The following is a 25,520-nucleotide window of genomic DNA, read 5'->3' as shown; positions in this document are numbered from 1 at the left end:
TCCCTATATAGAAGAGCACATCAAGAGGCCGCGCGGCGTCTCGCGCGGCAGAATGGATGTGCTCATGGCCAAAGCTGCCCGCGCGAAGACCGCCCGCCCCGCGACCCGCATCGAGACCGACAGTTTCGGTCCCATCGAGGTCCCCGCCGATCGCTATTGGGGGGCGCAGACCGAACGCTCGCGCCAGAATTTCCGCATCGGCATCGACCGCATGCCGATCTCGCTCGTGCATGCGCTCGGCATCGTCAAGCTTGCGGCCGCACAGTCCAACCTCGAGCTCGGCCTGCTCGACAAGCGCCGCGCCGGCGCCATCATTCGCGCCGCGCACGAGGTGATCGAGGGCAAGCTCGACGATCATTTCCCGCTCGTGGTGTGGCAGACCGGCTCGGGGACCCAGAGCAACATGAACCTCAACGAGGTCATCGCCAACCGCGCCAACGAGCTGCTCGGCGGCGAGCTCGGATCCAAGAAGCCGGTGCATCCCAACGACCACGTCAACATGAGCCAGTCGTCGAACGACTCTTTCCCGACGGCGATGCACATCGCGGCCGCAAGCCGCGTCACGGCGGATCTCGTCCCTGCCCTCGGCGAACTGCACCGCGCGCTGCGCAAGAAGGAGAAGGAGTTCGCCAAGATCGTGAAGATCGGCCGTACCCACACCCAGGACGCGACGCCGCTGACACTTGGCCAGGAATTCTCGGGCTACGCCGCGCAGGTCGAGAGCGGCATCGCGCGACTCAAGGTCGCGGTGAAGGACCTCTATCCGCTGGCGCAGGGCGGCACCGCCGTCGGCACCGGCCTCAATTCGAAGCCGCGCTTCGCAAAGCTGTTTGCAAAGCACGTCGCCGGGATCACGAAACTTCCCTTCACCAGCGCCGCCAACAAATTCGAGGCGCTGGCTTCGAACGACGCCTATGTGCTGGCGCACGGCGCCATCAATTCCGTCGCGACGGGCCTGTTCAAGATCGCCAACGACATCCGCCTGCTCGGATCGGGCCCGCGCTCGGGCCTTGGCGAACTGATCCTGCCGGAGAACGAACCGGGCTCATCGATCATGCCGGGCAAGGTCAATCCGACGCAGTGCGAGGCGATGACCATGGTGTGCTGCCAGGTGTTCGGTAATCACACCGCGATTACGGTCGCCGGCAGCCAGGGCCATTTCGAGCTCAACGTCTACAAGCCGGTGCTCGCCTACAACATGCTGCACTCGATCCGCCTGATAGCGGACGCCGCGCGCTCATTCACCGAGCATTGCGTCAGCGGCATCCGCGCCGACCAGAAGCACATCAAGGAGCTGATGGAGCGTTCGCTGATGCTGGTGACCGCGCTCGCGCCGAAGATCGGCTACGACAACGCAGCCAAGGTGGCCAAGACCGCGCATGCCAACGGCACCACGCTGAAGGAGGAGGCACTGCGGCTCGGCTTCGTCTCGGCCGACGAATTCGACCGCCTGGTGCAGCCGGAGAAGATGACGCGACCCGGGTGAATTCCGAATTCCGATAGTCATCCGTAATGATACGGAGCCCTAAAAGCTCATAATTATAAGGCTTAAAGGACAGGATTTGATTACCGTCAATGTGGCGGCGGCGGCACCTGCTACGCAAAGCCCCTCTGCCCTTGACGGGGCGAAATTCATCGTTTGATGGCCGACAGGCCGATTGACGAGGACGAGCGAATGACGATCAAGTCTTGTGGGGCGCAACGCGGCGCCCTGTTTCTGGAAGTTTCATCCAGCCTGAAGAGGAGCGGATGATGGAGACGCGGCATGGGGAACGTCATCAACCTGAATCGTTTCAGGAAGCGCGCCGAGCGGGAAGCATCGGCGAAGCAGGCGGACGCCAACCGAACGAAGTTCGGCCGCACGAAGGCCGAGCGATCGTCGGAGGAGAAGCAGGCGGACCAGGCGAAGGCGCATCTGGACCAGCATCGGATCGATCGCGAGGAGCAGCCATGAAGTCGCCCGTCGTGAAGCGTTCGATCGTGGTCGCCGGCCACAAGACCAGCGTCAGCCTGGAAGAGGCGTTCTGGAACGGCATGAAGGAGATCTCGGGCCTGCGCAACATGACGCTGTCCGAGCTCGTCGGCGAAATCGACGGCGGCCGCCAGCAGGGCAATCTGTCCTCGGCAATCCGCCTGTTCGTGCTCGACTACTTCAAGAGCCGCGCCATGGCCGCCCAGCCGGAAAAGGTCCCGGCGCAGTAGCGCCAAGGACTGGCGCCAAGGACTGCTGCCAAGGCGCTCGGCCCACGGCTTCGTGATCTGCACTTTAAAATCACTCTAAGGTGCAGTTTCAACGAGCGTGCGCGCTTGACCTCCCTGCCCTGCGTTGAAAATACAGGGCATGACCGACACCCACGATACGCGCCGCGAGATGCCGCTGGGCCTGGCCAAGCGCGGCTATACCGGCGTCATCCAGCACCTCTCCGCCAAGGACGCCGGCTCGGCACTCTCGGACATCGAGCTCGAGAGCCGGCTGATCGAGCTCGGCTTTGTCGAGGGCGCGCGGGTCGAGGTCCTGCACGAGGGGCTGGTCGGACGCGACCCGATCGCCGTCCGTGTCGACAACATCACCATCGCGGTGCGCCGCCGCGAAGCCATGGCCATCATCGTCGCCTGAAATTGCGGCCGGACATCTGATTCCATGGAATTACCCCTTCTGCATCTCGCCCTGGTGGGCACGCCAAACAGCGGCAAGACGTCGCTGTTCAATGCGCTGACCGGCAGCCGGCAGAAGGTGGCGAACTATCCGGGCGTCACCGTCGAGCGCAAGGAAGGTTTTTTCGTCACCCCGCAGGGGCGCCAGGTCTCCGTGGTCGACCTGCCCGGCACCTATTCGCTGCGCGGCCGCAGCCCGGACGAGGAGATCACCCGCGACTTTGTGCTCGGCAAGGCCTCCGGCGAGACCGTGCCCGACCTCGTGCTGTGCGTGGCCGACAGCACCAATCTGCGCCTGACCATCCGCCTGCTGCTGGAGCTGAAGCGCACCGGGCGGCCGATGATCCTCGTGCTCAACATGTTCGACATCGCGAGCCGCCGCGGCATCTCGGTCGACGTGGAGCGGCTCGCCAAGGAACTCGGCGTGCCCGTGGTCACCTCGATCGCGGTGCGCAAGGGCGGCACGGCTGACCTGCTGGCGCTGACCGACGAGATCTCGGCCAAGCTCTCCGCCGAGCCGGCCGAAAACAGCTGGCGCGCGCTCAGCGTCGCCGAATTGCGTGCGACCCAGCGCGAGGCCGACCGCATCATCTCCGACTGCGTCAGCCTGCCTGCCAGGCCCGACACCTGGACCGCGCGCATCGATGCGATTGTGCTGCATCCGGTCGGCGGCCTGATCGTGCTCGCGCTCATCCTGTTCGTGATGTTCCAGGCGGTGTTCGCCTGGGCGCAGCCGCTGATGGAGCTGCTGCAATCGGGCTTCGACGCGCTCGGCGACTTCGTCCACGCCACCCTGCCCGAGGGCCTGCTGCAGAGCTTCCTTCAGAACGGCGTGATCTCCGGCGTCGGCAGCGTCATCGTGTTCCTGCCGCAGATCATCATCATCTTCCTGTTCATCCTGCTCCTGGAAGATTTCGGCTACATGGCGCGCGCCGCGTTCCTGATGGACCGGATCATGGGCGGCGCAGGGCTGCACGGCCGCGCCTTCATTCCGCTGCTGTCGAGCTTTGCCTGTGCCATTCCCGGCATCATGGCGACGCGCGTGATCGACAACAAGCGCGACCGGCTGACCACGATCCTGATCGCACCGCTGATGACCTGCTCGGCGCGCATTCCGGTCTACACGCTGATCATCTCGGCCTTCATTCCGGCCAAGGACGTCTGGGGCTTCGTCAACCTGCAGGGCCTCGTGATGTTCGGGCTTTATGCGGCCGGCATCACCAGTGCGCTGGTCGTCTCGTTCCTGATCAAATTCTTCATGCTGCGCGACTATGCGCCGGCGCCGTTCATGCTCGAGCTGCCGGACTACAAGATGCCGCGGCTGAAATCGATCGCGATCGGCATCTTCACCCGCGCGAAGATGTTCCTGCAGCGCGCCGGCACCACGATCTTCTCGATGATGGTGCTGATCTGGTTTCTGGCCTCGTTCCCGCAGCCGCCCGCGGGCGCCACCGAGCCCGCGATCGACTTCAGCCTGGCCGCCATGATCGGCAAGGCGATCGAGCCGCTGCTTCATCCCGTCGGCTTCAACTGGCAGATCGCGGTCGCGCTGATCCCGGGCATGGCGGCGCGCGAGGTCGCGGTCGCAGCGCTCGGCACCGTCTACGCGATCGAGGGCGGCAAGGAGGCGGCCGAGCAGATCGGCCAGGTGCTGGCGACGAAGTGGTCGCTCGCCACCGCGCTGTCGATGCTCGCCTGGTACATCTTCGCCCCGCAATGCGCCTCCACGCTCGCCGTCATCCGGCGCGAGACCGGAAGCTGGGGCTGGATGGCGGCGACGTTCGCCTACATGCTGGTGCTGGCCTATGCGGCGAGCCTTCTCACCTACAACGTCGCGGTCGCGCTGGGCGCAGGCTAGCCTCTCTCGCAACCAAGACCGCGAAAACAACCCCATGCACAGTAGACGGGGGCTGTGAGATCAGTGGCTTACGCCTGTGCAAAATCATGCGACCGCAGCCAAGGCTCGCGAGCCAGTTCCAGCTTCAAACCATGACAGCTCGTAGGATGGGTAGAGCGAAAGCGAAACCCATCATCGCCTCCGCGCGTTCCGAGACGTGATGGGTTTCGCTGCGCTCTACCCATCCTACGCACTTGATCCGCACGCCAGCTTCAAACCAGGACAGCGTAACTGTCGCTTTGACGTCAAAAGCAAATGCCGTTTGCGCTCATCGTATCCGGGCGTCATAGTTTCGTAATGCTGCCCGGAAGTTTGAACCGGCTTTGAGCGAGCAAGCGGGAGGCCGCGCCATGCAAGACGTCGAGACTCGTGTCATTGGCAAGGTGATGTGGCGGCTCATTCCGTTCCTGATCGTGTGCTACTTCGTGGCCTATCTCGACCGCGTCAATGTCGGCTTTGCCAAGCTGCATATGAACCAGGCGCTCGGTTTGAGTGAAGCAGCGTTCGGGCTCGGCGCCGGCTTGTTCTTCGTCGGATATTTCCTGTTTGAAGTGCCCTCGAACATCTTCCTGGAAAGGGTCGGCGCGCGCGTCTGGATCGCCCGCATCATGATCACCTGGGGAATCGTCTCGGCGGCTTTCGCATTCATCCCGTCGATATCGGCAGCAACGGGAATTCCGACGACGGGCGTTTTCTATTCGCTTCGTTTGCTGCTCGGCGCCTGCGAAGCTGGCTTCTTTCCCGGCATCATCTTCTACCTGACGCTCTGGTTCCCCGCTGTTTACCGCGCGCGAGTCATCAGCCTGTTCATGCTGGCGATCCCGATTTCGTCCATCGTCGGATCACCCATCTCCGGGCTGTTGCTCAGCGTGACCGGTTGGGGATTGGAAGGCTGGCAGTGGCTGTTCATTCTCGAAGCATTGCCGTCGGTTCTGGTCGGCATTGGCGTCCTGCTCTATCTGACCGATTTCCCGCGCCAGGCCCGCTGGCTGCAACAAGACGAGATTGCCTGGCTGGAGAACGTGCAGGCCACCGAGAAGCGCAACAAGGAGCGCGTAGAGCATTTGTCCCTGGGACAGGCGCTCACCGATCCTCGCATCCTGGCGTGCGCTCTGGTGTACTTCTGCCTGAACGCTGCGAGTTACGGCGTGGCATTCTTCCTGCCGACCATCATCAAGGGTTTTGGCGTCAGTGACACCCAGACCGGCCTGCTCGCGGCACTCCCCTTTGTTTTCGGCGCCGCCGGCATGGTGCTGCTTGGTCGTCATTCCGATCGGACCATGGAGCGGAAGGGTCACGTCGCCGCGGCGCTATTGATGGCAGCAGTCGGAATTGGACTTGCAGGTCTCGTTTCCAATTCCGTGCTCATCATGGCGTTGCTCTGCTTTGCACAGATCGGCGTCTCCGCGGTCCCGCCGATGTTCTGGCCACTGCCGGCAAGTTTCCTGACGGGCGCATCGGCCGCCGCCGGCATCGCCGCGATCAACTCGCTCGGAAACCTTTCTGGCTTCGCTGGTCCTTACGCAATGGGCTACCTGAAGGACCTGACCGGCAATTTTACTGCGGGCCTGCTCTTGCTGGCGGGTTGCGCGCTGGTCGGCGCCATCGTCGTCATGATGCTGCGGATCGATGTACGGCGCGAGCAATTGTCCGGTGACGTCGCGATGGCGCACTAGGCGGCTTCCGGGGCCCCCATGAAGCGGCGCGAGTTCATCACGCTGATTACTGGCGCTGCGGCATTGCCGCTCGGAGCACGCGCACAGCGGGCTGGGCGGCCGTATCGCGTTGCGGCATTGGGACCAGTCCCGCCCAGCTGGCACTCCGCCGCCTGCCCGCCATTCTGCAGTGGCCCGAACAGGCGGAAGAAGGCGGACTGATGGGATACGGTCCTCGTCTCAGCGCGGTCTTCGACCAATGCGCGCGTCAGGTCGCAAGACTATTGCGAGGCGCAAAGGTGGCCGACGTCCCTGTTGAGCAGCCGATCAGGTTCGAACTGGTCATCAATCTCAAGACAGCGCAAATGTTAGGTGTCGAAATTCCGCCGGTGGTACTTTCGCGTGCCGACAGGACGATCGAGTGAGCCGTCGATTTCCGCCTCCGGCTCATCGGCTCCGTTGACACGCTTTTGACCCGCGGCGGACATCCGACTGATGAGGCCGTTCTATCGGACAAAGGGCAAGGTCCGATGGCATCAGCGCGACCCGGAAATGAAATAGCTCCAAGCGGTGTGCAGTATTATACTGGTGCTACTGGAAGTCCTGTTTCAAGCGTTCGTGGGAAGATTGTTACGACCGGTCAGGGAGGAACATCTGATGACGACTATGTTTGTTAGACACATGGTTTCCGACTACAAGATCTGGCGGAAGGCTTATGACGATTTTTCTCCGATTCAGAAGGCGAAGGGCGTCACAGCCGAGGCTGTCTACCGAGCGGTCGAAAATCCCAATGACATCACAGTAACTCACGAGTTTGCCACGATTGAAGCTGCGCAAGCCTTCGCGGAGAGTGCTGAATTGAAGAATGCCATGCGGAATGCAGGAGTGGCAGGAGCTCCAGCGATTTGGTTTACGAACAAGGCGTGAAGTATCGATCCCGGCCAAGTGCCGGGATTTTTTTTGTTGTGGTGCGCCATGTTGCCTGTTGGCCCATCGGTCCCGTTGACACAGTACCCCGACATGTCAGCTCGCAGGGACGGAGCGGACGTTTGCAGCCGCGCCTTCCGACGCTTTTGACCCGAAGCGGACATTCGGCAGCAGCATCTCGCGCGTGGGCCGATCAAGGGCACATGGCTCGGCGGCGATCCTTGCCGATGCAGCGAACCCCACGTGGCGAATCGCCGAAGCGAGCCCGGAACAGGCGATTGAAATGCGAAACGTCCGAGAAGCCAACCTCCAGCGCGATGTCAGAAATCAGTTGCGTGCCAGAGCGCGCCTCGGTCAGCAGTTTGAGCGCAAGTTGCAGACGTAGCTCGTTCACGTGCCCGGTGAACGATGATCCCGACAGTGCCATCAGGCGCTGCAGATAACGAGGTGAAATGCCCTGGCGACGAGCGACCGTCTCGACGCTGAGCCCGGGCTCCTGAAAGTGTGTCGCGATGTCGTCGAGGACGGCACTGTGGCGCGCGGCCACGACCGCACTCGCATCGCTCTCGCCCAAGGGAGCGCACTCACCGACTGCGAGGGCTACGAGATCACAGGTGTGAGCGACGACGACATCACGCAGCCTTGGGGCGGCCAGAGCCCCCTCCCTGAATGCGGACTTCAGATAGGCCATGAGGATACGAAGCGGTTCATTCCGCTGAGGGATCGGTCGCATTGCGAGGCTCTCGATATCGGTCACGCGCTCCGCCAGCGCCTCGCGGGGCACCGCCAGACCGAATAGTATTCCGCTGACATAGGTGACGGTGGCGGGCTCCGAATGCAGAATCGAGATTGCATCGCCGGCGCAAAGCTCGATGTCGCGGCCGCGCTGCGTCAGCTGACTGTTACCGGGCGAGCAGACGATCAGGCCGATCGAGTCGTCACCGTCGGCAATGTTCGTCCGCAAGCGCTTGAAGCGCATTGGCGAGCCTTTCAGCGCGAGCGTGCGCAAACCGCGGATCGCTTGCAGCGTTGCGTCGACCTGAAACGGAATGTTCGCGAGAGGCTCGACATCGGCGTGGACGATCCCCCGCACAAAGCTATCGCGCCATAGTGGAAGTCGCATCCGCTCCGGATGTTCGCGCGTCGAAAATCGATGCGATACGAAATCGGCTGCGTCCGTAGACATGGGGACCTCCAGCCTTGCCAAGACATTGGGAGTCAAGTTCAGCAACAAGCCAGCTGTCGGTATCGGGATTTTGCAATTTACGTACCGACCGCCTCTCGAGGTACGCAGGACTCCAAGAAGCTACGTCATTTGTCTGCTAGTCTCATTCACCTGTGATTGATGCTGGTGTGAACTGGCTCACGTGGCGACCAGAAAATTACGACAATCTTTAATTGCGAATTTCGCGCATAAACTTCTCCTTTAAGAGGAGACGATTGCGATGGCTCTATTTCAAATTGCCGCCATCGGATCCAATTCTGGAATCCCTGACAAGGGGCAAGACCAAATCCAACTTTATAATGCTGTTCGCGACTGTTTGGACTCATCGATGCGAGCAGAAGGAAGTTCTCGGAACGAGACTATCCTCTGATACCGATTTTCCGTCGTGCCTTGATCGTCGCATCACCATTGAGATTCGTCGGACACAAATTACGTCCCGGCCATGCTCCTTTTCAGCCGCCGGGTGAAGTGGTCGAAATCTGTCATATGGGACGTCAACCGTGGCGATCAGGAAGGGATTCGATCATGTCCGCCATCGTCGACATGCTCTATCGTGAATATTGCCGTGCCCGTCTCACCGAAATGCGAAAGCAGCTTTTGATACGAGGTGCCGGCGACAAGACCTTGCAAACGCCTTGGGAGGATGACGATCCGGCCGACCCTGGCGCTCAGAGGAGCAGCTGGCGGACCAAGGAGCCCCCATCATCCATCAGGTAGCCGGCGCGCGCCATCGACCCCATGCGCGCGATCGCACGCAGACAGGCCTGCAGATGGATGATCGAACTCACACCTCGACGCGATTGTTCGGTGAAACTCCACCGGAGTTCAAAACGGCGAGCCGCGATCTCCGTATCGACATCGCTCGCGGGATCGCGTTGTGGTGGATCTTTCTCGATCACGTTCCCAACAACATCGGGAGCTGGTTGACGCCGCGCAACTACGGCTTCTGCGACGCCGCCGAGATCTTCATGTTCATCTCGGGCGTGACCTGCGCGCTGGCCTACGACAGAGCACGTCAGCGCGAGGGCTGGAGCGGCATGATCGGCCGTTCGCTGCGGCGGGGATGGGACATCTATGCGGCGTTTCTGCTGCTCACGCTCGCTTGCGCCATCCTCGTCTACCTTGCGGGCAGCGATGATCTCGCCGATGACAGCAATACGCGAATTCTGCTCGAACATCCGGGCCCGACGCTCGCTCACGCCGCAATCCTGCAATACCGACCCGTCAACACCGACGTCTTGCCGGTTTTTGTGATTTTTCACGCGCTGTTCGCGCCGCTGCTGTGGCTGCTGCTGCGAGCACCGAACGTGACCCTCGGATTGTCGTTATTGCTCTACGCGCTCGTGCACGTCTTCGGTTGGACGGTTCCGGCCTGGCCCGGCGGCGTCTGGTTCTTTAATCCGCTGGCCTGGCAGCTTCTGATCGTGCTGGGTGCATGGAGCGTCATTGAAGGAGCGAAATTCCGGCCGTGGGTGATGTCGCGCTGGGCGCTTGTTCTTGCCGTTCTTTATCTGGCTTGCGGCCTGGTTCTTGCACAGAGTTGGAGCATCGCGGCTCTGATCCCGCCATTTCTAACGGACCTGCTATTTCCACTGGATAAATCGAATCTCAGTCCGGTACGGCTGCTGCATTTTGTGGCTCTCGCGATTGTGGTGCTGCGATTCATTCCCCGGAATTGGGGAGCGCTATCGACGCCGGCGCTGGTCTGCGCGAGGTGGTGTGGCGAGAATTCGCTGCCGATCTATTGTCTGGGCGTCCTTCTGGCGCTCGCCAGCCAGTTCACGTTGCTGGACCTCTCCGAGGGGCTGGCGATGCAAATCTTGGTCAGTTTTGCCGGCGTGTCGATCATGATCGTCGTCGCGCGGCTCCTGAACGCGATCAGCCTCAAGCGCGAGCGGACGTCAGGGTGGACGCAGGCGATCGATAAAATTCCGCTGGTGCGCTAAACTCGCAAGCTGGACTGGTAGGGAGGCGCAATGAGTACGATCGTTGAGGTTCAAGCCACGGACCCGCTCATGCCGGCGGTATACGCCTTGCGGCATGATGTGTTCGTTGTCGAGCAAGGTGTTCCGGAAGAACTTGAAGTCGACGATGACGATAAGGTCGCCACCCATCTTGTCGCGGTATCTGACGGCCGCGTCATTGGCACGTTACGCATTTTGCGCCATGGGCGTACCGCGAAAATCGGCAGGATGGCCGTATCGGCGTCATCGCGGAAAGATGGCATCGGGAGAGAGCTGATGGAGTTCGCCGCGACCACCGCCTCCCGCCGCGGTGCCGAGGAAATCATTCTCGGCGCGCAACTCACAGCACGCGAATTTTACAAGCGACTGGGGTACATGGAGGAAGGAGCGGTGTTCGATGATGCAGGCATACCACACGTGATGATGCGCAAGACATTGCAGCGATGAAGTTCCGGTCGGATGAAGCGACCGAAGATCAACTATGTCGCCTTGTGGCTCGATCCCGGATCAGGCGATCGATGTCGCGTCAAATCCCGGTGCGGCCAGACAAGTCGGCCCCATGCTGTCCGTTGGTACAATGCCCCTTAGGCCGATAGCCAGCGGTCCCGGCTTCGAACAGGCTCGACATCAGCAGGAATGCGCGGCGCGATCCGTCTCCATGCCCGAAGCGTTGCGGTCGACAAACCCGATCATCTCCAATTGATCACCCCTGGGATTGAGAAGTTGGTCCAATGCTGATGCACCTGACCTCGGCGGCCCTGCCCCGCCCGCATTGTCTCAGCGAGCTCGGAATCGCCGCGGCTTCGGATCCGATGGTCAGTCTGAATGAATTTACGTACCGGCGCGGCAGCGAGATCTACGGCGAGAAGGAGGCCGCCGACTATGTCTATCAGGTCAAGGCGGGCGCGGTGCGGAGCTACAAGTTGCTGTCGGACGGGCGCCGCCAGATCAGCGCCTTTCATGTCCCGGGCGACGTCTTCGGACTGGAGAATGGCAGTGTCCATCGCTTCACGACGGAAGCGGTGGTGGATGCGACGGTTCGGCTGATCAGACGCGAGAGCCTCGACGCCATCGCCGGGAGCGACGGCATCTTGATCAGGAGCCTGCTGCGCCTGACCACGATGAACCTGCGGCACGCGGAAGATCATATGCTGCTGCTCGGACGGAAGACGTCGCTGGAGCGGGTCGCCGCCTTCCTCATCGAGATGGACAGGCGACTGACCGCAGCGGGCATTCTCGCGCTGCCGATGTCCCGGCGCGACATCGCCGACTATCTCGGCCTGACGCTGGAGACCGTCTCACGAACGCTGTCGTATCTGCGCGATCTCGGCATTCTCGGGTTCATCGACAACAATCAGCGTCACATCGTTCTGCTGGACAGGCAGCAACTCGCCGGGCTCGACCGCCGCAATTGAGTTGCCGACTGCCTGGTTGGTGCGAGGCGCCGTGGTCCACCTGCCGATAAAAAAGGCCCCGGACGATGCCGGGACCTGAAGTTACGGGGAAGCCACAAGCTCAGTAGCGGGCCGCCACCGGCGCGCCATACACGCCGAAGCGATAATTCACCCGGACCGTGATCATGTCGACATCCTGGCTGACCCCGCTGCCGAGCAGGGTGATGCCGCCGGGTGTGACCACGCCTGCGAAGGTGGTGTTGTCGCGCCCCATCCAGAGATGGTCGTATTCGACACCGACCGACCAGTTCGGCGCAAAGCCGTATTCCCAACCAACGCCCGCCGTACCGCCCCAGCGCGTGTGGCCCGCGGAGGCGAGGCCGACACCGGTGACGTTGTTGAAGATATCGAAGCGATTGTGCGTCACCGCAGCGCCACCTTTCACGTAGAACAGCGACGCGTTCCAGGCCCAGCCAAGTTGGGCCGTGAAGAGGCCGATGCCATCGGTCTTGCCCGTGGTCGAAACCAGCGGATCGATCAGGGTCACGCGCGTGTTCTTGATGTCGGCCCAATCGCCCTGGGCTTCCAGACCGAGCACGAACTGATTGGTCTGCCAGCGATAGCCGATCTGTCCGCCGACAAGGCCGCCGGAGCGATTGGCGCAACCACTTGCGAGCGTCCCCGCGGGCGTCAGGAAATCGACGCAACCATGGCTCTGCCCCCAGCCTCCATTGGCGCCGATGTAGAACCCGCTCCAGTTATAGATCGCAACCACTGGTGCCGGCGGCGGCGCCTTGACGGCCATGTCGGCTGCCATGGCGGGACCCGTCATGCTCAGCGCCGCGACGCCGATCGCAGCCATCGAAAGCTTTTTCATTGTCTTGTCCCCTTTGCTGCTCAGATCTCTTCCGTTCAAAGACAGCAGCCCTATGCAGGCTGGCGTGCATAAGCCCTGCGAACAGCCTGAAGTTTAGTCGCGAGGGCTTATTTGGCGCGTATCAAAATGGCAACACTCAAACGCAATCGCTATGCACGGCTGAGTGCTTACTCGCTTTGCGAAAGTCCAGACGCGGAGGTGCTATCCCCGTCATCGGCGAGCCACGCCTGGATGTCGGACGCCAGAATGAGTCGCCTGGGAAGGTGAGGATTGATCGTGCCCGCAAAGACAGCGAGCCCATCGTTGAACTTCTCGCGTGCGAACTGCTTGGCTTCATCCTCCGTCGCGAACGTTCTTGTCTCACGCGGACTGCGTTGCTTCAGCAAAGTCCCGCTCTTGCGAATTTCAAAGGTGACGTACCAGGTTGGATTCATTGGACCCATCAACATGTCACCAGCCCCGGGGGCGTGTTGTGGTGCGGCCGCGTTCTCGGCGCTTGATTCAGATCAAGCCGCCACTTGACTATCCGACGCGAGCGATCGACACGTCGATCGTCATGGATCAATTCAGCACCGACAGATTGACCGCCGAGAGGCTCAGCGAGGACCACCTCGCCGACCTCGTCGCACTCCATCTCGATCCCGACGTCTCCCGTTATCTCGGCGGCGTGCGATCGGCCGAGGTGACGAAGACCTATCTCGCGACCAACATGGCCCATTGGGACCAGCATGGCTTCGGGCTGTGGGCACTGCGGACGAAAGACGGCGCCTTCGCCGGACGGGCCGGCATCCGGCATATTCTCGTGGACGGCATCGACGAGATCGAGATTGCCTACACGTTCAAGCGCGATATCTGGGGCCAGGGTCTTGCGAGCGAGATCGCGACCGCGCTGACGGACATCGGGCTGTCACGACTGAAATTGCCGTCGCTCATCGGGCTCGTCTTCGTCGCCCATGGCGCATCGCGGCGCGTGCTGGAGAAGACGAACTATCTGCTCGAGAAGAGCACGACGCATCACGGCGAGGACGTCGTGATCTACCGGATCAGGCCGTGAGAGCTGCTCGTCCCACGGCCTCCAACTTGAACCGCGCGCGCCTCACGGCTCCGTCGTGTAGGAGCGCCCGGGTTCGAGCACGTAGATCGTGAGAAAGCGCAGCGGACGGTCCGGGTCGCAATTGCGAAAATGCGTGTGCACAGCATCCGCCCGATCCTGCAACGTCTCGCCCGCGCGATACACGCGCGGCTCGTCGCTGCCATAAGCGGACTCGGCTACGCCCTCGACGATGTAGATCGCGCCCGCAACGGGATGGCGGTGACGCGGAGCGACGCCGCCGGGCGGATAGGTGACCTCGACGACCATGAGTTCCTGATTGCCGGGCAATGGAAGACGTTCGAGAATCCTGCGTGTGACGCCGGCGAAGCCGGATTGTTGGGTGTTCGTCTGACCGTCGGGATGTTCAACCAAGGAGGCACCTTTTTCGTCGATTGAGCTCGTAGGATGGGTAGAGCGCAGCAAAACCCATCACACATCAACAAGCTCGACCGCAGCGATGGGTTTCGCTTCGCTCTACCCATCCTACAGACTAACCCTCGACCGGCCACGCCGCCATCGCCGCCTTGGCTGCACCTCGCAGGTCCGCCTGCGTGGCGCCGTCCTTGGCCTGGATGGCCATGCCCTGGAAGACGCCGAGATAGAACCGGCTCAACGCATTCACGTCCGTCGTACCGGGCAATTCGCCGCCGGCAACCGCCGCTTCGAGCCGTGCGCGCAGATTGTCGAGCAGCTCGAGCCTGACCTTTCTCACCTCGCGCGCGATCGTGGCCGGCCATTCGTCGCTGACGGCGCCCAGCGCGACCATGCAGCCGGCGGGGGCCGTGCGGGATTTCGGCAGATTGTCGGCCGCCGCGATCAGCAGGTTCTCGACGCCGGCGCGTGCGGTCGCCCCCTCCGCGAGCTTGTCCCAGACCGCCTGGCCCTCGGTCGCGGCGTAATGCTGGAAAGCGGCCAGATACAGCGCCTCCTTGCTGTCGAACGCCGCATAGAGGCTCGGCGAACGGACGCCCATGGCCTCGCACAGGTCGTTCATCGAGGCGCTGGCAAAACCCTTGCGCCAGAACAGCAGCATCGCGGCCTCCAGTGCCGCCTCGCGATCAAATTCCCGTGGCCGTCCCGCCATGACGCCCCTTTCTGTAGTGATCAACACATAATTCACTTGACGGGGCCGATCAAGATCCCAGATATTCTGTGTCGATCATTACAGAATAGGAGATTACGATGACACTGGCAGGAAAACGGGCCCTGGTGACGGGCGCAAGCAGGGGTATCGGCGCGGCCATTGCAAAGGCGCTCGCCGCGGAAGGCGCCGATGTCGCCATCACCTATGAAAAGTCCGCAGATAGCGCCGCAAAGGTCGTCGACGCCATCAAGGCCTCGGGGCGGAAGGCGATCGCGATCCAGGCCGACAGCGCCGATGTTACGGCCGTCAAGACCTCGGTCGACAAGACCGTTGCCGCCCTGGGCGGGCTCGACATCCTGGTCAACAACGCCGGCATTCTGCGCCTGGGCGGCCTCAACGACATGTCGCTGGCCGACATTGATGCGCTGCTGAACGTCAACGTGCGTTCGCCGATCGTGGCCAGCAAGGCGGCACTGCCGCACCTCGGCAAGGGTGGCCGCATCATCACCATCGGCAGCTATTTCGCCGATCGCGTGCCGTCGCCGGCGCTCGGCATTTACGCGACATCGAAATCGGCACTGATCGCGTTCAACAAAGCGCTGGCGCGCGAACTCGGCCCCAAGGACATTACGGTCAATCTGGTGCAGCCGGGCTCGATCGACACCGACATGAACCCGGCCCACGGCCCGACCGCGGATACGCTGAAGCAGTTCATGGCACTCGGCCGCTATGGCGCGCCGGATGACATCGCCAACGCTGTGGCATTCCTGGCGAGCGAGAAGGCCAAGTACATCACCGGCTCGACACTCACCGTGGACGGCGGCGCGAACGCGTAAGCTTTAAGGGGAGCGCAGCCGGGCCATGGTCCGGCTGCGCTCCCGCTCCTTCTCGGCAAATCACAAGAACGTCCCACTCGAATTTGAATGGCGTTCCCGCGATCGACTGTCTATGGTCGACCCATGTCGCGCCTCTTATGTCTGTTTGTTGCTGTCATCCTGTCGCTGCTGCCGGCCGTTGCGCCTGCTGCGCCCAACGCAAAAAAGCCCAAGCAAGCCTGGCATGGCTATGGCTTCCTGCCGGGCTATCGCCAGCCGCTGAGCAACAGCCAGCCGATCTACATGCAGAAGAACGGCTTCCGTCGCTATGCGCGCGAGAACCAGCGCCCCTGGTACATCGATCCGGTGCCGAGCTACTACCGCTTCATTGACGGCGAATGGCGCTATTTCGGCCGGCCCGGTTTCGGCGGCTCCCGCTACAATGGCGGCAGCTTCGGTCCGTGCTGGACGCGGACCCCGATCGGCGCGATCTGGAATTGCGGCTGATCGCACGACGGATCCAGTCATGCCTCCGCGAGTCTGAAATCGTAGGGTGGGCAAAGGCGCATGTGCGCCGTGCCCACGGATCCAGCACGATGACAGAAAGTCGTGGGCACGCTTCGCTTTGCCCACCCTGCGATAGCTGCGGCTAATCGCCCGGTCGCGAAATTGCGGGGCGGCAGCCGCGCTGCCTTACCGGAAGTACCCGAGCACGAGATCGGTGTCTGCGCTGGCGGCGACCGTGCCGTTCAGCTCGGCATCGATGACACGGCGGCAGGCTTCGATCGCGGCGTGGTCGCCGAGATCGTTGGCGGCTTCCAGCACGAGCCATGCGGCGTCGACCGTGGCTTTCTCCGGAGCCGCTCCGCCCGTCTCGGCGGGGAGGTTCTTGGCGAGGCCTTTGTTCTTGCGAACTGCGGTACCGAATTGAGGCAACATTGCAAATACTCCCTCGATGTCCCGTTCAGTGAACCTGGAGCTCGGGCTGACGACCCGTCGCGGGATCGGTGCCGGCGCTGTTCTTGCGCGACTGGTAGAATTTCAGAATGCTGCGTGAGGTCTCGATCTTGAGCCGGCCGAAATCGCGCTCGTTGTCGTGGAGCTCGCGCGCCGTGATCAGGTGATCCTTGGCGCCGAGGAACAGCAGCGACATCGTCGTGTCCCAGGAGAAATCGAGCGCCTTGCACAGCACCAGGATCATCTCCCGGTTGCGGTCCATCAGCGCACGCTCGATCACATCGACCGGCAGCGACGACAGCAGTGACAGGCCGATCTGCACCTCGTCGAAGCGATGCTGGCGCGCGTAATTCGAGATCGAGATCTGGTTCAGGTTGCCCTGCCGGTACTGCGTCGTTACCACGCGCTTGGCGACGAAATAGCTGCGCGAGGATGGGCCGAACTTGGACTGCAGATCGCCGGTAACCTCGGTCACCGAGCTCTGGATCTGCGACATCATCTCGGGGCGCTCGGTCTCGAGCCGGCGGCGGACGTCTTCCGACGCCTTGGAGATGAGCTGCTGGAAGATGTGGCGCGGCACGTCCTTGCGCAGGCCGAGCTGCTCGGCGAGGATCGAGTCGCCCTCCGCGCGGCGGACCATGTGCAGCAGGCCCGAGCCGGAGAAGCGCGCGCCCTCGTTCCTGGCGACCGAGGTGACAACCTCCTGGTTACCACGCTTGACGAGCACGTCGGTCACGGCCTCGCCGATCGCATCACGCTGGGAGATCGCGAGCAGATGGGCCTGGCCCTTGGTCATGGCGCTCTCGACCAGGACCTTCTCGTCGATCCGGTTCGAATCGCGCAGCACGGGACCAGCGACCTCGATCTCGTCGTCCAAAGCGAGCTTCTCGATGACGTTGAGCGGTGCATGATCGCAGCCGGCCATCAACTCGGAAAGCTGCGCCCGCGCTTCGACCTCGATCTCGTCGGCAAGCCGGCCGATGACCTCGCCGAACATGCTGATCTCGTCGTCGACATAGCGACCGGTGATCAAAAGGTCGGTCGCATGCCACAACGCCTTAGCCCGGCTTTCGTCGGTGCCGCGCGCGATCGCGTCGTCCAGATCCTGCAGAAGCGATGGTGCCCCGTTCATCTCGATAACCCCAGTTCTTGGTATTCAAGTTCTTGGCGGTTGATCCTGCTTGTGCGAGCAGGACTCCGGATTCCTCTGGGACAGAGCCTAGGGAACAAACGCGAGAATCCAGTAAAATCGGCAGTTCAGTTTTGCCGGGCAGAATTCATTCAAATGCGAGCGAATGTGTTTACGACCGCGCAGGGCCTGCGCGGCCGTAGCAGCGAAGAGGGCCGATTTCTCAGGGATTCGACGGCGTCAGGACCAACGGCGGCTTCGGCCGGGGCTTTGCGGGCGGCGGGCCTGGCGCGGGCCGCACGTCGATCGGGGGCGGCAGGGGTGCGACCTGCTGGCTCGCGAGCGGCGGGCTCGGTGCCGCAGGGGCGGCAAGCGGCGCCTTCGGCATCGGTGCGACCTTGGGCTCAACCTTTGCCTTCGGCGGGGCGCGGCGCGGATCGCGGCCGGGCATCGGAACGTCGGTCAGCGACGGAGCGGGCTCGGGCTCGGGCGAGACCAACGTCGGCAGCGCGGCGGTCGCCGGCGGCGGCTCGCCGCGCTCGATCGCATCCAGCCTTCGCGTCTCGCGATCGATCGTGCGCACTGCAAGCCACGACGACAGCGGCGTGAGATCGACGGTGCGGCTGAGCTTGTCGGGTGGGCCTGCCGCAAACAGCTGGATCTCCGGCGGCGCACCGGAGAGACCGGTCATGATCGGCGTCAGGCTGGCGCGGATGTCGGCCTGGTCGGCGGGAATGTCGTAACCGCCGGAGACGATCGCGCGCGCATTCTTCGCTTCAAGGGGCGTTGCGCCGACGCGCAGGCGGCCGTCGCGGATCGTGAACGCGATCTGCACTGATGCCACCGCAATGGGAGCGGCCGACAATGCGGGCTCGACGAGCTGACGCAATCGGTTGTCGTCGCCGACCTGCCCGCCGTCGCTGGCACGGATCGCGATCTCGAAGGCGCGCGGATTGAGCCCGCTGATCTCGGCCGCGTCCAGCGTCACCGTGCCGTTGCCGGCGAGCGCGCCGGTCAGCGCCGAGACGCTGCGGCCCTGGCTCGTCAGCGTCATCTGCACCGAGGCGCGCCCCTTCGTCAAAGCCAGATCGCGATAGCGCAGCGAGGCCGCATCGACATTGGTGAGGTCGAGATGCGCGTTCAGCGCCAGACCGCCGGGGCCGTTGCGCGCATCGAGGCTTGCGGTCATCTCGCCGCCACCGACGCCGCCCTTGAGCGCATCGAGCGCAAGCGACTGACCGTCGCCCTTGATCGTGCCGCTGAACGGGCGCATCTCGATCCCGCCCGGCAGGCCGCCGCGCAATGCCTGGAACGCGATCCGGCCGCGCCAGCCGCCGACGAGACCTGCGCTCAGCGCCTCGCCGCTGTCACGCCCGGCCGCGCCGACGGCAAGCGCGAGCGCGGGCATCAGATCGAGCGTGTCGAGCCCGAATTCGCCATCAATGCGTTTCTCCTGATCGAGCGTCATGGCGAGTCGGCCGCGCAGGTGCGAGCCGAAAGCGGTGCTGTCGAGATCGTCGAGGGTCAGACGATTGCCGGATAGTCCGACGCGGGAGGAAAGACTGACATTCTGCGCCGATTTGTCGGCCGGGCTGGTCCCGAACAGCGGCGCCAGATTGGCGTTGCGGACGCGCAAATTGATGCTGGCCTTCGGCTCCGGCGTCGACAATTCGACGCTGCCTTGGGCGTCCGCATCCAGCCCGCCGCCGCTGAGCTTGGCGTTCAGTTGCAACGGCCGGCGCCACGCGCCGCTCAGCTTGCCTGCGATCTGCGAGGCGCCCTCGCCTGCCGCGACGATGCGATCGAGGCCGAGCACCGCCGTCAGCGAAGCGGCCTGCGGCGATGACAGTTTCGACTCCAGCGTGAAGTCGCTGTCGCGCATTTTTCCGATATCGATGCCGTTGACCGCGGCCACCAGCGGCTGCGCGGCGAGCGTCGCGGTGGCCTTGAGCTGCGGCGCATCGAGGTCGAACACGACGCGCGCGTCGCTGCGATCGGCGTGTTCGGCGTTCTTGTCGAGGCTGAGGTCGAGCTTCAGGCGTGTTGCGCCCGGCAGCGGCGCGATCGCATCGAAGCGTGCGCGCAGCGCCGGCGCGATAGGTTCCAGCAGCGCCGTGAGGTCGCCGAGCGAATTGGCCGAGGATTTCAGCGCGAGCTTGCCGGTGGCCCTGGTGCGATCGAAACTGCCGCTCGCCTCCGTGGTCACGCCGCTGGCCTGGCCGAAGCGCAACTGCTCCAGCGACAGCGAGGTCGGACCGTAGCCGAGCCTTGCCGCGAACGGCCGCAGCTCCTGTCCGGCCGAGATCGCGCGGCCGACGTCGAGCGAGAGCTTTACCTCCTCCGGCCATTCGCCCTGCGGTCCGGCCAGCGCGCGGACAAAACTCGCGGCGGTGTCGAGATCGAGACGGTCGGCCTTGAGCTCGGCATCGATCCGCGAGCCTTTGCTGGCGCCGGTCTGCACGAAGGCAATGCGGCCCTCGACGGCGCCGCCTTCGATGTCGGCCTTCATTTTGTCGATGGCGAGATGGTTGGCGGCGATCGTCACGTCGCCGGCAACGCGCAACGGCCGCGTGCTGCGGCGGTTGACCTCGCTGCGGCCCAGGAGCCAGGCCACCAGCGTATCGGGATCGGAGGACTCGACGCTGAGGCGGCCGCTGAAGCTGTCGGCACCCGGCGTGGCGCCGTTGAGCGAGAGCTGCGTCATGCCGGGGGCGCGCAGCTCGAGCCGCTGGAAGGTCCAGGACCGGCCGTCCGTCTGCAGCTCGGTCGTGATGTTCTGGAGCGGGCGGCCGCCCAGCATGATCTGGTCGGAGTTGAACTCGATCTGCGCCGGGATCGGCGCCTGCGGGATCGCGGCAAGACCCGCACGCAGCGCCGGCAGGATGCGCAGCGGCTCGGCATCGTCGCGGCCGGCGAGCTTGTCGGCGTCGACCTGCCGCGCCGACAGCACCGCGCGCAGCAGCGGCGAGGCACCAAACTTGAGATCGCCAACGCCGCCGAGCTTCAGGGCGGTGTCTTCCGGGCCAAAGCTCGCGTCGATCTGGTCGAATTTGGCACCGGCCGGATCGGCCTTGAGTTTTGCGGTGAGCTTCCAGGGCATCGGCCCCGCCTCGCCCGGCTTCTTCGCCGGCGGCACGGCCAGCGTCAGCGCGCCGTCGAATTTCGGCTGGCGGTTGTCGAAGGCAAGAACGCCTTCGAGATCGGCGAGAATGGCGCGCTCGCCGGGATCGATGTTGAGGTGAAGACGGGTGGCGCTGCCGTCGGGGCTCGGACCGGAGGAGACGCGGAACGGATAGCGCACGCCTGCGGCGGTGAAATTGCCGTCGCCGCGCACTGAACCCGCGAGCGAGCGGACGTCGCCGGAGAAGACGATGTCGTTGAGCTCCAGCGTCGAGCGGCTGGCGGCGTCATGAAACGCGATGCGGCCGGTGAGGTTCAGGCGTTCGATGGCGAGCGAAGCCAGGTTGAAGGTGCCGCTCGCCGTGGACGGCAAATCGACCCTGCCCCTGGTGTCGAGCCCGAGATCAACCGCCATGCCGCCGACCGAAAGCTCGGTGGCGCGCCATTCGCCGCGCATCAGGGAGCTCAGGCTGAACTCGACATCGAGCTTGTCGGCACGCAGCCGGCCGAGATCGTTGTTGCCGCCGAAGGTGACCGAGCGCAGCCGCAGCGTCGGCGCCGGCAGCAGCCGCGCATCGAGCTCACCGGCCACGCGCACCGGCACGCCGATGATCTGGCTCGCCTCCGCCTCAAACTGGGGCCTGAACTGGTTCCAGTCGACGAAATAAGGCCCGACCAGCGCGGCCAGCAGCGCTAAGATAAAGGCAATTGCCAATCCGAGCAGCGTCGTCTGCACGGGTCTCCCCTCGGCCAAGCCGGCACCCGGGTCAAACCCAAGCCTTTCAAACCCAAGCCTACAACCAAGCTTCAGGCGCGCCGGAACTGCCCCTTATATAAAGGGAAGTGTGGCGAAGTCACAGCGACTGTTGCGCACGGAGGTTAACGCCGGGCGCCCTCACCAGCTCGCCGGCAGTTGCTTGAGGCCCCTCAGTACGAAAGTCGGACGCCATGCCGGGTTTTCGACGTCGTCGATGCGCAGATCCGGCAACCGGCGCAACAGCGTCGCGATGGCGATCTCGGCCTCGATGCGCGCCAATTGGGCCCCCAGGCAGAAATGGATCCCGCCGCCGAACGACAGCGGCCGGACGTTCGGCCGGGTGATGTCCAGCCGGTCCGGATGATCAGGATAGACCGCCGGATCGTGATTGGCCGAGCCGAGCAGGCAGAGCACGGTCTCGCCCTTGGGGATCCGCTTGCCGCCGAGATCGTCGATCTCCTCCAGCGTGACGCGGCCGGTCATCTGGACCGACGAATCGTAGCGCAGGAACTCCTCAATCGCGTTGGTGATCAGGTCGGGCCGCGCCTTCAAGAGCGCGAGCTGGTCCGGGTTGCGATGGAGCGCCAACAGGCCATTGCCGATCAGATTGACGGTGGTCTCGTGGCCGGCGCCGAACAAGAGGATGATGTTGGCCGTCAGCTCCTCATTGGTGAGCTTGTTGCCGTCTTCTTCGGCCTGCACCAGCTGGGTCGTGAGATCGTCAGCGGGGCTGCGGCGGCGCAGCTCGAACAGCTGCTGGAAGTACATCTGCGCCATCATGTTGGCGGCATTGCCCTTCGCGATCTCCTCGGGCGTCATCGGCACCGGATCGAGCAGCCGCCCACCGTCGCGCGAGCTCTTGTAGAAGACCTCGCGATGCTCCTCGGGGATGCCGAGCATGTCGCAGATGATGGTGACCGGCAGACGAAAGGCGAAATCCTCGATCAGGTCCATGTGGCCGCGGTCGATCACCGCATCGATGGTCTGGTCAACGATCTCCTGAATGCGCGGCCGCATGTCCTCGACGCGCCGCGCGGTGAAGGCCTTCACGACGAGCCCGCGCAAACGGGTGTGGTCGGGCGGATCGGCCTGCAGCATCCAGTAGCTCATGCTGCGGAACACCGGCTCGTTCATGATCGCGGGGCCATAGCGGCGCGTCGTGCGCTCGACAAAGTCCTTGCCGAAGCGCTTGTCGCGCATCACGAGGCTGACATCGGCATGGCGGCTGGCGACGAACTGGCCGAACGCCGTCTCGTGGATCGGATCGACCGTGCGCAGCCGGTCGTAATGCGGATAAGGATTGCGGATGAAGTCCGGTGCCAGAGGATTGAACAGCGGCTCGCCTGCTGGTTGCACTTGCTCGTTCATGGTGACCTCGACATCGGTTGCCGCATGACACGATACGCGAGGCCGCCCCGAAAGCCTCCGCGTAACCATCCCCGTGATCTATCAACTCGATACATTATTGTATCGAGTTGCATTCTGCCCTAAACTGGACCGATGTCAAGGGTGAGAACCAGGCCGACCAGGGACGACACGCGCGACAAGCTGTTCGAGGCGGCAGCCCGCGTGTTCGAACGAGACGGCATCGGCGGCGCCAGCATCGAGGCGATCGCGGCCGAGGCCGGCTTCACCCGCGGCGCGTTCTATTCGAATTTCAAAAGCAAGGACGAATTGATCTTCGCCATGCTCGAGGATCACGTCGAGCAGTCGATCCGGCGCAATATGGAGATCCTAGCGCAGCACACAAATCTCGACGACTTCATCGCGGCGTTGAAGACGATGGATCGCGGCCGGCAGGATCCACTCACCCGCTCCCCGCTGCTGCATATCGAGATGATCCTGTTCGTCGCGCGCGCCGAGAAACGCCGGCCCGAGCTCGCGAAGCGCCTACGTGCGCGGCGCAAGCTGATTGCCGACATCGTCGAGGCGACATTGAAGAACAATGCCAGAGGCGAGACGCTGAACCCGCCCTGGATGGCGTCGGTGGTCCTGGCGTTGGAAGACGGCTTCCGCCTGCACCGGCTGATCGATCCGGAGACGACGCCCGCCGACAGCTTCTTGCGCGCGATCACGGATTTGCGGCGCAGGACGGGATTGGCGTCGGACAGCGGCTCATCATAAAAGAGAGCGTAGCGGGCAAGAGCGCAGCAGGGGCGATGCAACAGCTCCGTCTTTCGCGATAGCACGATCGAGGGCGTCAGACGCTGCCGCTTGACGGCAAAAGCGCAAATCCTATAGCGTTACAATCAGTAGCATTAAGCCTGCCTGCCAATCGAGGGCGCGAGACACCATGAAGGCCTGGCTCTGGGTTGTCCTGGCGGTCGTGCTCGGCCCGTCGCCCGCGTTCGCCATCAGCGATAGCGATCTGAAGGCCGCGCTGTCGCAGCGCTTCACCGGCGATCGCACCGGCGCCTGTGTTGCAGCCGGCGTGATCGACAACGGCACCGTCGCGACAGCTTACGTCTGCGCCGATCCCAAGACCGCGCGCCCCTATGACGAACACACGGCCTTCGAAATCGGCTCGGTCACCAAGACGATGACCGCGGCCCTGCTCGCCGAGCTGATCGCGACGCACGACATCGCGCTCGACGATCCCATCGCGAAACTCTTGCCGCCCGGGACGAGCGTGCCGTCATTCAACGGCCACGAGATCACCATCGGCGAAATCGTGACGCACACGTCCGGTTTGCCGGCGATCCTCCCCGACTATCACCCGCCGGACCCAAAAAATCCCTATGCCGGCGCAACCGAGCGAGACCTGCTTGATACCCTGGCCGCGATCAAGTTGACGCGCGAACCGGGCTCGAAATGGGAATATTCGAATCCGGCGATGATCGTCCTGTCCTATGCGCTCGCCAAGCGCGCGGGCAAGGACTACGAGACGCTGCTTCGCGAACACCTGCTCGGTCCGCTCGGCATGAACGAGACCTATGTGGCCACGCGCCCGCCGCAGGTGCATCTGGCGCAAGGCCATTACCCCAACGGCGAGGCCGCACCGCCTTGGGATTTTCATCCCGACATGGCCGGCGTCGGAGGCGTGCGCGCGACGTTGGCGGACATGTTGCGCTACATGGAAGGCGAACTCGGCACCCGCGACAGCGCGATCACGCCGGCGCTCGCACTGACTCAGCAAGAGGTTACGGATGTCGACAAGCACCGCATGGGCATAAACTGGTTTCTGTCCGTCGTGAATCGGCACACGATCGCCCTCCATGAAGGCGCGACCGGCGGCTACTCGTCCTTCGCAGGGTTCGATCGTGACGCGAAGCGCGCCGTGGTCCTGCTGAGCGATACGTCTCTGGTCACGCTCGGCGGCCTTGGACAATTGGGATTTCGCCTGCTGGACACCTCACGGTCGACCGGCGCGCCGCACATCGCGATGGACGCCGATGCCAAGCTGATCGACGCGCTGGTCGGCAAGTATCGCCTGCAGGGCGGCCTTGGCATCGAACTGCGGCACAAGGACAGCGGCCTGACCATCCAGGCCGACGGCCAGAACGAGTTCGAGATGGGCTATGACAGCGCCGGCGATTTCTATCCGCGCAAGTTTGACGCGGTATTGCGGCCCAGGCGCAAGGCGGACGGAAGCTATGGCTTCACCTGGTTTCAGGGCGGGGGCGCAGTCGAGGCCAAGCGCATCGATCCGCCTCCGGCGGCGACGAGCAGATGGATGCCGACCGACACGCAACTCCAGGACTATGTCGGGCTCTATCCGCTGACGCCGAACTTCGGACTGCGCATCTTCGTCGCGGACGGGGGGCTCAATGTGCAGGGGACCAACCAGCGGCCGGTCAAGCTCGCGCCGGTCGAGCAGGACATCTTCGTCGCAGAGCAGGTCGGCGCAGAGATCGATTTTGCGCGTGATGCCGGTGACAAGATCGTGGCGCTGACGCTGAAACAGCGCGGACAGGTCCTGAAGGGCGAACGTCAGCAGGGTACGACGGCCGAACCGGCCAATCGCTGAAAGT

At 63.5% G+C, this 25,520-nt stretch carries 26 protein-coding genes; 17 read left to right on the top strand and 9 right to left on the bottom strand.

What is annotated here, in order from left to right:
• Positions 1-52 precede the first annotated feature (52 nt).
• The 8 genes from fumC (at position 53) to QA645_RS12125 (ending at position 7,134) form a co-directional block, all read left to right on the top strand.
• The gene (fumC, locus tag QA645_RS12160; RefSeq protein WP_283050436.1) at positions 53-1,486 is read left to right on the top strand and encodes a class II fumarate hydratase; all 1,434 of its coding nucleotides are present in this window, start codon (positions 53-55) and stop codon (positions 1,484-1,486) included.
• Between the two features lie 279 nt (positions 1,487-1,765).
• Positions 1,766-1,954: a DUF4169 family protein gene (locus QA645_RS12155; protein ID WP_254133305.1), complete on the top strand. Its 189-nt coding sequence runs from the start codon at positions 1,766-1,768 to the stop codon at positions 1,952-1,954.
• Positions 1,951-2,202, top strand: coding sequence for a ribbon-helix-helix domain-containing protein (locus QA645_RS12150; RefSeq protein ID WP_254133306.1), 252 nt, complete (start codon positions 1,951-1,953; stop codon positions 2,200-2,202). The genes QA645_RS12155 and QA645_RS12150 overlap by 4 nt, the downstream gene beginning before the upstream one ends.
• Before the next feature lie 139 nt (positions 2,203-2,341).
• A complete protein-coding gene (locus QA645_RS12145; protein WP_148754161.1) occupies positions 2,342-2,617 on the top strand; it encodes a FeoA family protein in 276 nt (91 codons plus the stop codon).
• Between the two features lie 24 nt (positions 2,618-2,641).
• Positions 2,642-4,513, top strand: a complete 1,872-nt coding sequence (locus tag QA645_RS12140; protein WP_283050430.1) for a ferrous iron transporter B — start codon at positions 2,642-2,644, stop codon at positions 4,511-4,513.
• Positions 4,514-4,902: 389 nt separating this feature from the next.
• Positions 4,903-6,228, top strand: coding sequence for an MFS transporter (locus tag QA645_RS12135; RefSeq protein ID WP_254133308.1), 1,326 nt, complete (start codon positions 4,903-4,905; stop codon positions 6,226-6,228).
• 200 nt (positions 6,229-6,428) lie between these two features.
• Positions 6,429-6,632: an ABC transporter substrate binding protein gene (locus QA645_RS12130; protein WP_254194918.1), complete on the top strand. Its 204-nt coding sequence runs from the start codon at positions 6,429-6,431 to the stop codon at positions 6,630-6,632.
• Positions 6,633-6,864: 232 nt separating this feature from the next.
• Positions 6,865-7,134 carry a cyclase gene (locus QA645_RS12125; protein ID WP_283050426.1) on the top strand — a complete coding sequence of 90 codons (270 nt, stop codon included), beginning with the start codon at positions 6,865-6,867 and terminating at the stop codon, positions 7,132-7,134.
• 193 nt (positions 7,135-7,327) lie between these two features.
• Here QA645_RS12125 and QA645_RS12120 read toward each other — a convergent pair whose 3' ends face one another.
• Positions 7,328-8,320, bottom strand: a complete 993-nt coding sequence (locus QA645_RS12120; RefSeq protein ID WP_283050425.1) for an AraC family transcriptional regulator — start codon at positions 8,318-8,320, stop codon at positions 7,328-7,330.
• A gap of 564 nt (positions 8,321-8,884) precedes the next feature.
• Here QA645_RS12120 and QA645_RS12115 point away from each other — a divergent pair.
• From QA645_RS12115 to QA645_RS12100, 4 genes are all read left to right on the top strand, one after another.
• Positions 8,885-9,076: a hypothetical protein gene (locus QA645_RS12115; RefSeq protein WP_283050423.1), complete on the top strand. Its 192-nt coding sequence runs from the start codon at positions 8,885-8,887 to the stop codon at positions 9,074-9,076.
• Between the two features lie 53 nt (positions 9,077-9,129).
• Complete coding sequence (locus QA645_RS12110; protein ID WP_283050421.1) at positions 9,130-10,305, top strand: OpgC domain-containing protein; 1,176 nt, start codon at positions 9,130-9,132, stop codon at positions 10,303-10,305.
• Between the two features lie 30 nt (positions 10,306-10,335).
• A complete protein-coding gene (locus QA645_RS12105; protein ID WP_283050419.1) occupies positions 10,336-10,770 on the top strand; it encodes a GNAT family N-acetyltransferase in 435 nt (144 codons plus the stop codon).
• A gap of 284 nt (positions 10,771-11,054) precedes the next feature.
• Complete coding sequence (locus QA645_RS12100; protein WP_283050417.1) at positions 11,055-11,738, top strand: helix-turn-helix domain-containing protein; 684 nt, start codon at positions 11,055-11,057, stop codon at positions 11,736-11,738.
• A gap of 100 nt (positions 11,739-11,838) precedes the next feature.
• On the opposite strand, the gene QA645_RS12095 is transcribed toward QA645_RS12100, so the two are convergent.
• Together QA645_RS12095 and QA645_RS12090 are read right to left on the bottom strand one after the other, a co-directional pair.
• Positions 11,839-12,594 (bottom strand): outer membrane beta-barrel protein, encoded by a 756-nt coding sequence (locus QA645_RS12095; RefSeq protein ID WP_283050416.1) that lies wholly within the window; start codon positions 12,592-12,594, stop codon positions 11,839-11,841.
• A gap of 167 nt (positions 12,595-12,761) precedes the next feature.
• Positions 12,762-13,028 carry a hypothetical protein gene (locus tag QA645_RS12090; protein ID WP_283050415.1) on the bottom strand — a complete coding sequence of 89 codons (267 nt, stop codon included), beginning with the start codon at positions 13,026-13,028 and terminating at the stop codon, positions 12,762-12,764.
• 122 nt (positions 13,029-13,150) lie between these two features.
• On the opposite strand from QA645_RS12090, the gene QA645_RS12085 reads away from it, so the two are divergent.
• A complete protein-coding gene (locus QA645_RS12085) occupies positions 13,151-13,648 on the top strand; it encodes a GNAT family N-acetyltransferase (RefSeq protein WP_283050413.1) in 498 nt (165 codons plus the stop codon).
• Between the two features lie 42 nt (positions 13,649-13,690).
• Here QA645_RS12085 and QA645_RS12080 read toward each other — a convergent pair whose 3' ends face one another.
• Positions 13,691-14,059 (bottom strand): cupin domain-containing protein, encoded by a 369-nt coding sequence (locus QA645_RS12080; RefSeq protein ID WP_283050411.1) that lies wholly within the window; start codon positions 14,057-14,059, stop codon positions 13,691-13,693.
• A 118-nt stretch (positions 14,060-14,177) separates the two neighbouring features.
• Entirely contained in the window at positions 14,178-14,771 is a 594-nt protein-coding gene (locus QA645_RS12075) for a TetR/AcrR family transcriptional regulator (protein ID WP_283050409.1), read from the bottom strand.
• Positions 14,772-14,869: 98 nt separating this feature from the next.
• Between QA645_RS12075 and QA645_RS12070 the strand changes: the two genes are divergently transcribed.
• Both QA645_RS12070 and QA645_RS12065 read left to right on the top strand, forming a co-directional pair.
• Positions 14,870-15,607, top strand: a complete 738-nt coding sequence (locus QA645_RS12070; protein ID WP_283050407.1) for a 3-oxoacyl-ACP reductase family protein — start codon at positions 14,870-14,872, stop codon at positions 15,605-15,607.
• A gap of 123 nt (positions 15,608-15,730) precedes the next feature.
• Positions 15,731-16,093: a hypothetical protein gene (locus QA645_RS12065; RefSeq protein ID WP_283050405.1), complete on the top strand. Its 363-nt coding sequence runs from the start codon at positions 15,731-15,733 to the stop codon at positions 16,091-16,093.
• Positions 16,094-16,279: 186 nt separating this feature from the next.
• Here the strand turns inward: QA645_RS12065 and QA645_RS12060 are convergent, their stop codons facing one another.
• The 4 genes from QA645_RS12060 to QA645_RS12045 all read right to left on the bottom strand — a co-directional run bounded on the left by QA645_RS12060 (position 16,280) and on the right by QA645_RS12045 (position 22,917).
• Positions 16,280-16,525, bottom strand: a complete 246-nt coding sequence (locus QA645_RS12060) for a hypothetical protein (protein ID WP_254133320.1) — start codon at positions 16,523-16,525, stop codon at positions 16,280-16,282.
• Between the two features lie 25 nt (positions 16,526-16,550).
• Positions 16,551-17,675 (bottom strand): DUF2336 domain-containing protein, encoded by a 1,125-nt coding sequence (locus QA645_RS12055; RefSeq protein ID WP_254194927.1) that lies wholly within the window; start codon positions 17,673-17,675, stop codon positions 16,551-16,553.
• Positions 17,676-17,895: 220 nt separating this feature from the next.
• Positions 17,896-21,528: an AsmA family protein gene (locus QA645_RS12050; protein ID WP_283050402.1), complete on the bottom strand. Its 3,633-nt coding sequence runs from the start codon at positions 21,526-21,528 to the stop codon at positions 17,896-17,898.
• Between the two features lie 159 nt (positions 21,529-21,687).
• Positions 21,688-22,917, bottom strand: coding sequence for a cytochrome P450 (locus QA645_RS12045; RefSeq protein ID WP_283050400.1), 1,230 nt, complete (start codon positions 22,915-22,917; stop codon positions 21,688-21,690).
• A 132-nt stretch (positions 22,918-23,049) separates the two neighbouring features.
• Between QA645_RS12045 and QA645_RS12040 the strand changes: the two genes are divergently transcribed.
• Positions 23,050-23,673 (top strand): TetR/AcrR family transcriptional regulator, encoded by a 624-nt coding sequence (locus QA645_RS12040; protein WP_283050398.1) that lies wholly within the window; start codon positions 23,050-23,052, stop codon positions 23,671-23,673.
• A 169-nt stretch (positions 23,674-23,842) separates the two neighbouring features.
• Entirely contained in the window at positions 23,843-25,516 is a 1,674-nt protein-coding gene (locus QA645_RS12035) for a serine hydrolase (protein ID WP_283050396.1), read from the top strand.
• Positions 25,517-25,520 lie beyond the last annotated feature (4 nt).

Origin of the sequence: Bradyrhizobium sp. CIAT3101, from assembly GCF_029714945.1 — a bacterium.
Taxonomy (GTDB): Bacteria; Pseudomonadota; Alphaproteobacteria; order Rhizobiales; family Xanthobacteraceae; genus Bradyrhizobium.
Note: the sequence above shows the minus strand (reverse complement) of the source record. Positions and strands in the feature narration are given on the sequence as shown.

What these genes read in the sequence shown, in the direction of transcription:
- QA645_RS12145 (WP_148754161.1), top strand. Translation starts at nt 2,342, where the DNA reads ATGACCGACACCCACGATACGCGCCGCGAGATGCCGCTGGGCCTGGCC.
- QA645_RS12140 (WP_283050430.1), top strand. Translation starts at nt 2,642, where the DNA reads ATGGAATTACCCCTTCTGCATCTCGCCCTGGTGGGCACGCCAAACAGC.
- QA645_RS12115 (WP_283050423.1), top strand. Translation starts at nt 8,885, where the DNA reads ATGTCCGCCATCGTCGACATGCTCTATCGTGAATATTGCCGTGCCCGT.
- QA645_RS12055 (WP_254194927.1), bottom strand. Translation starts at nt 17,675, where the DNA reads ATGAACGGGGCACCATCGCTTCTGCAGGATCTGGACGACGCGATCGCG.
- QA645_RS12090 (WP_283050415.1), bottom strand. Translation starts at nt 13,028, where the DNA reads ATGAATCCAACCTGGTACGTCACCTTTGAAATTCGCAAGAGCGGGACT.
- QA645_RS12130 (WP_254194918.1), top strand. Translation starts at nt 6,429, where the DNA reads ATGGGATACGGTCCTCGTCTCAGCGCGGTCTTCGACCAATGCGCGCGT.
- QA645_RS12105 (WP_283050419.1), top strand. Translation starts at nt 10,336, where the DNA reads ATGAGTACGATCGTTGAGGTTCAAGCCACGGACCCGCTCATGCCGGCG.
- QA645_RS12110 (WP_283050421.1), top strand. Translation starts at nt 9,130, where the DNA reads ATGGATGATCGAACTCACACCTCGACGCGATTGTTCGGTGAAACTCCA.
- QA645_RS12150 (WP_254133306.1), top strand. Translation starts at nt 1,951, where the DNA reads ATGAAGTCGCCCGTCGTGAAGCGTTCGATCGTGGTCGCCGGCCACAAG.
- fumC (WP_283050436.1), top strand. Translation starts at nt 53, where the DNA reads ATGGATGTGCTCATGGCCAAAGCTGCCCGCGCGAAGACCGCCCGCCCC.
- QA645_RS12155 (WP_254133305.1), top strand. Translation starts at nt 1,766, where the DNA reads ATGGGGAACGTCATCAACCTGAATCGTTTCAGGAAGCGCGCCGAGCGG.
- QA645_RS12135 (WP_254133308.1), top strand. Translation starts at nt 4,903, where the DNA reads ATGCAAGACGTCGAGACTCGTGTCATTGGCAAGGTGATGTGGCGGCTC.
- QA645_RS12120 (WP_283050425.1), bottom strand. Translation starts at nt 8,320, where the DNA reads ATGTCTACGGACGCAGCCGATTTCGTATCGCATCGATTTTCGACGCGC.
- QA645_RS12075 (WP_283050409.1), bottom strand. Translation starts at nt 14,771, where the DNA reads ATGGCGGGACGGCCACGGGAATTTGATCGCGAGGCGGCACTGGAGGCC.
- QA645_RS12045 (WP_283050400.1), bottom strand. Translation starts at nt 22,917, where the DNA reads ATGAACGAGCAAGTGCAACCAGCAGGCGAGCCGCTGTTCAATCCTCTG.
- QA645_RS12085 (WP_283050413.1), top strand. Translation starts at nt 13,151, where the DNA reads ATGGATCAATTCAGCACCGACAGATTGACCGCCGAGAGGCTCAGCGAG.
- QA645_RS12060 (WP_254133320.1), bottom strand. Translation starts at nt 16,525, where the DNA reads ATGTTGCCTCAATTCGGTACCGCAGTTCGCAAGAACAAAGGCCTCGCC.
- QA645_RS12070 (WP_283050407.1), top strand. Translation starts at nt 14,870, where the DNA reads ATGACACTGGCAGGAAAACGGGCCCTGGTGACGGGCGCAAGCAGGGGT.
- QA645_RS12040 (WP_283050398.1), top strand. Translation starts at nt 23,050, where the DNA reads ATGTCAAGGGTGAGAACCAGGCCGACCAGGGACGACACGCGCGACAAG.
- QA645_RS12100 (WP_283050417.1), top strand. Translation starts at nt 11,055, where the DNA reads ATGCTGATGCACCTGACCTCGGCGGCCCTGCCCCGCCCGCATTGTCTC.
- QA645_RS12095 (WP_283050416.1), bottom strand. Translation starts at nt 12,594, where the DNA reads ATGAAAAAGCTTTCGATGGCTGCGATCGGCGTCGCGGCGCTGAGCATG.
- QA645_RS12065 (WP_283050405.1), top strand. Translation starts at nt 15,731, where the DNA reads ATGTCGCGCCTCTTATGTCTGTTTGTTGCTGTCATCCTGTCGCTGCTG.
- QA645_RS12035 (WP_283050396.1), top strand. Translation starts at nt 23,843, where the DNA reads ATGAAGGCCTGGCTCTGGGTTGTCCTGGCGGTCGTGCTCGGCCCGTCG.
- QA645_RS12125 (WP_283050426.1), top strand. Translation starts at nt 6,865, where the DNA reads ATGACGACTATGTTTGTTAGACACATGGTTTCCGACTACAAGATCTGG.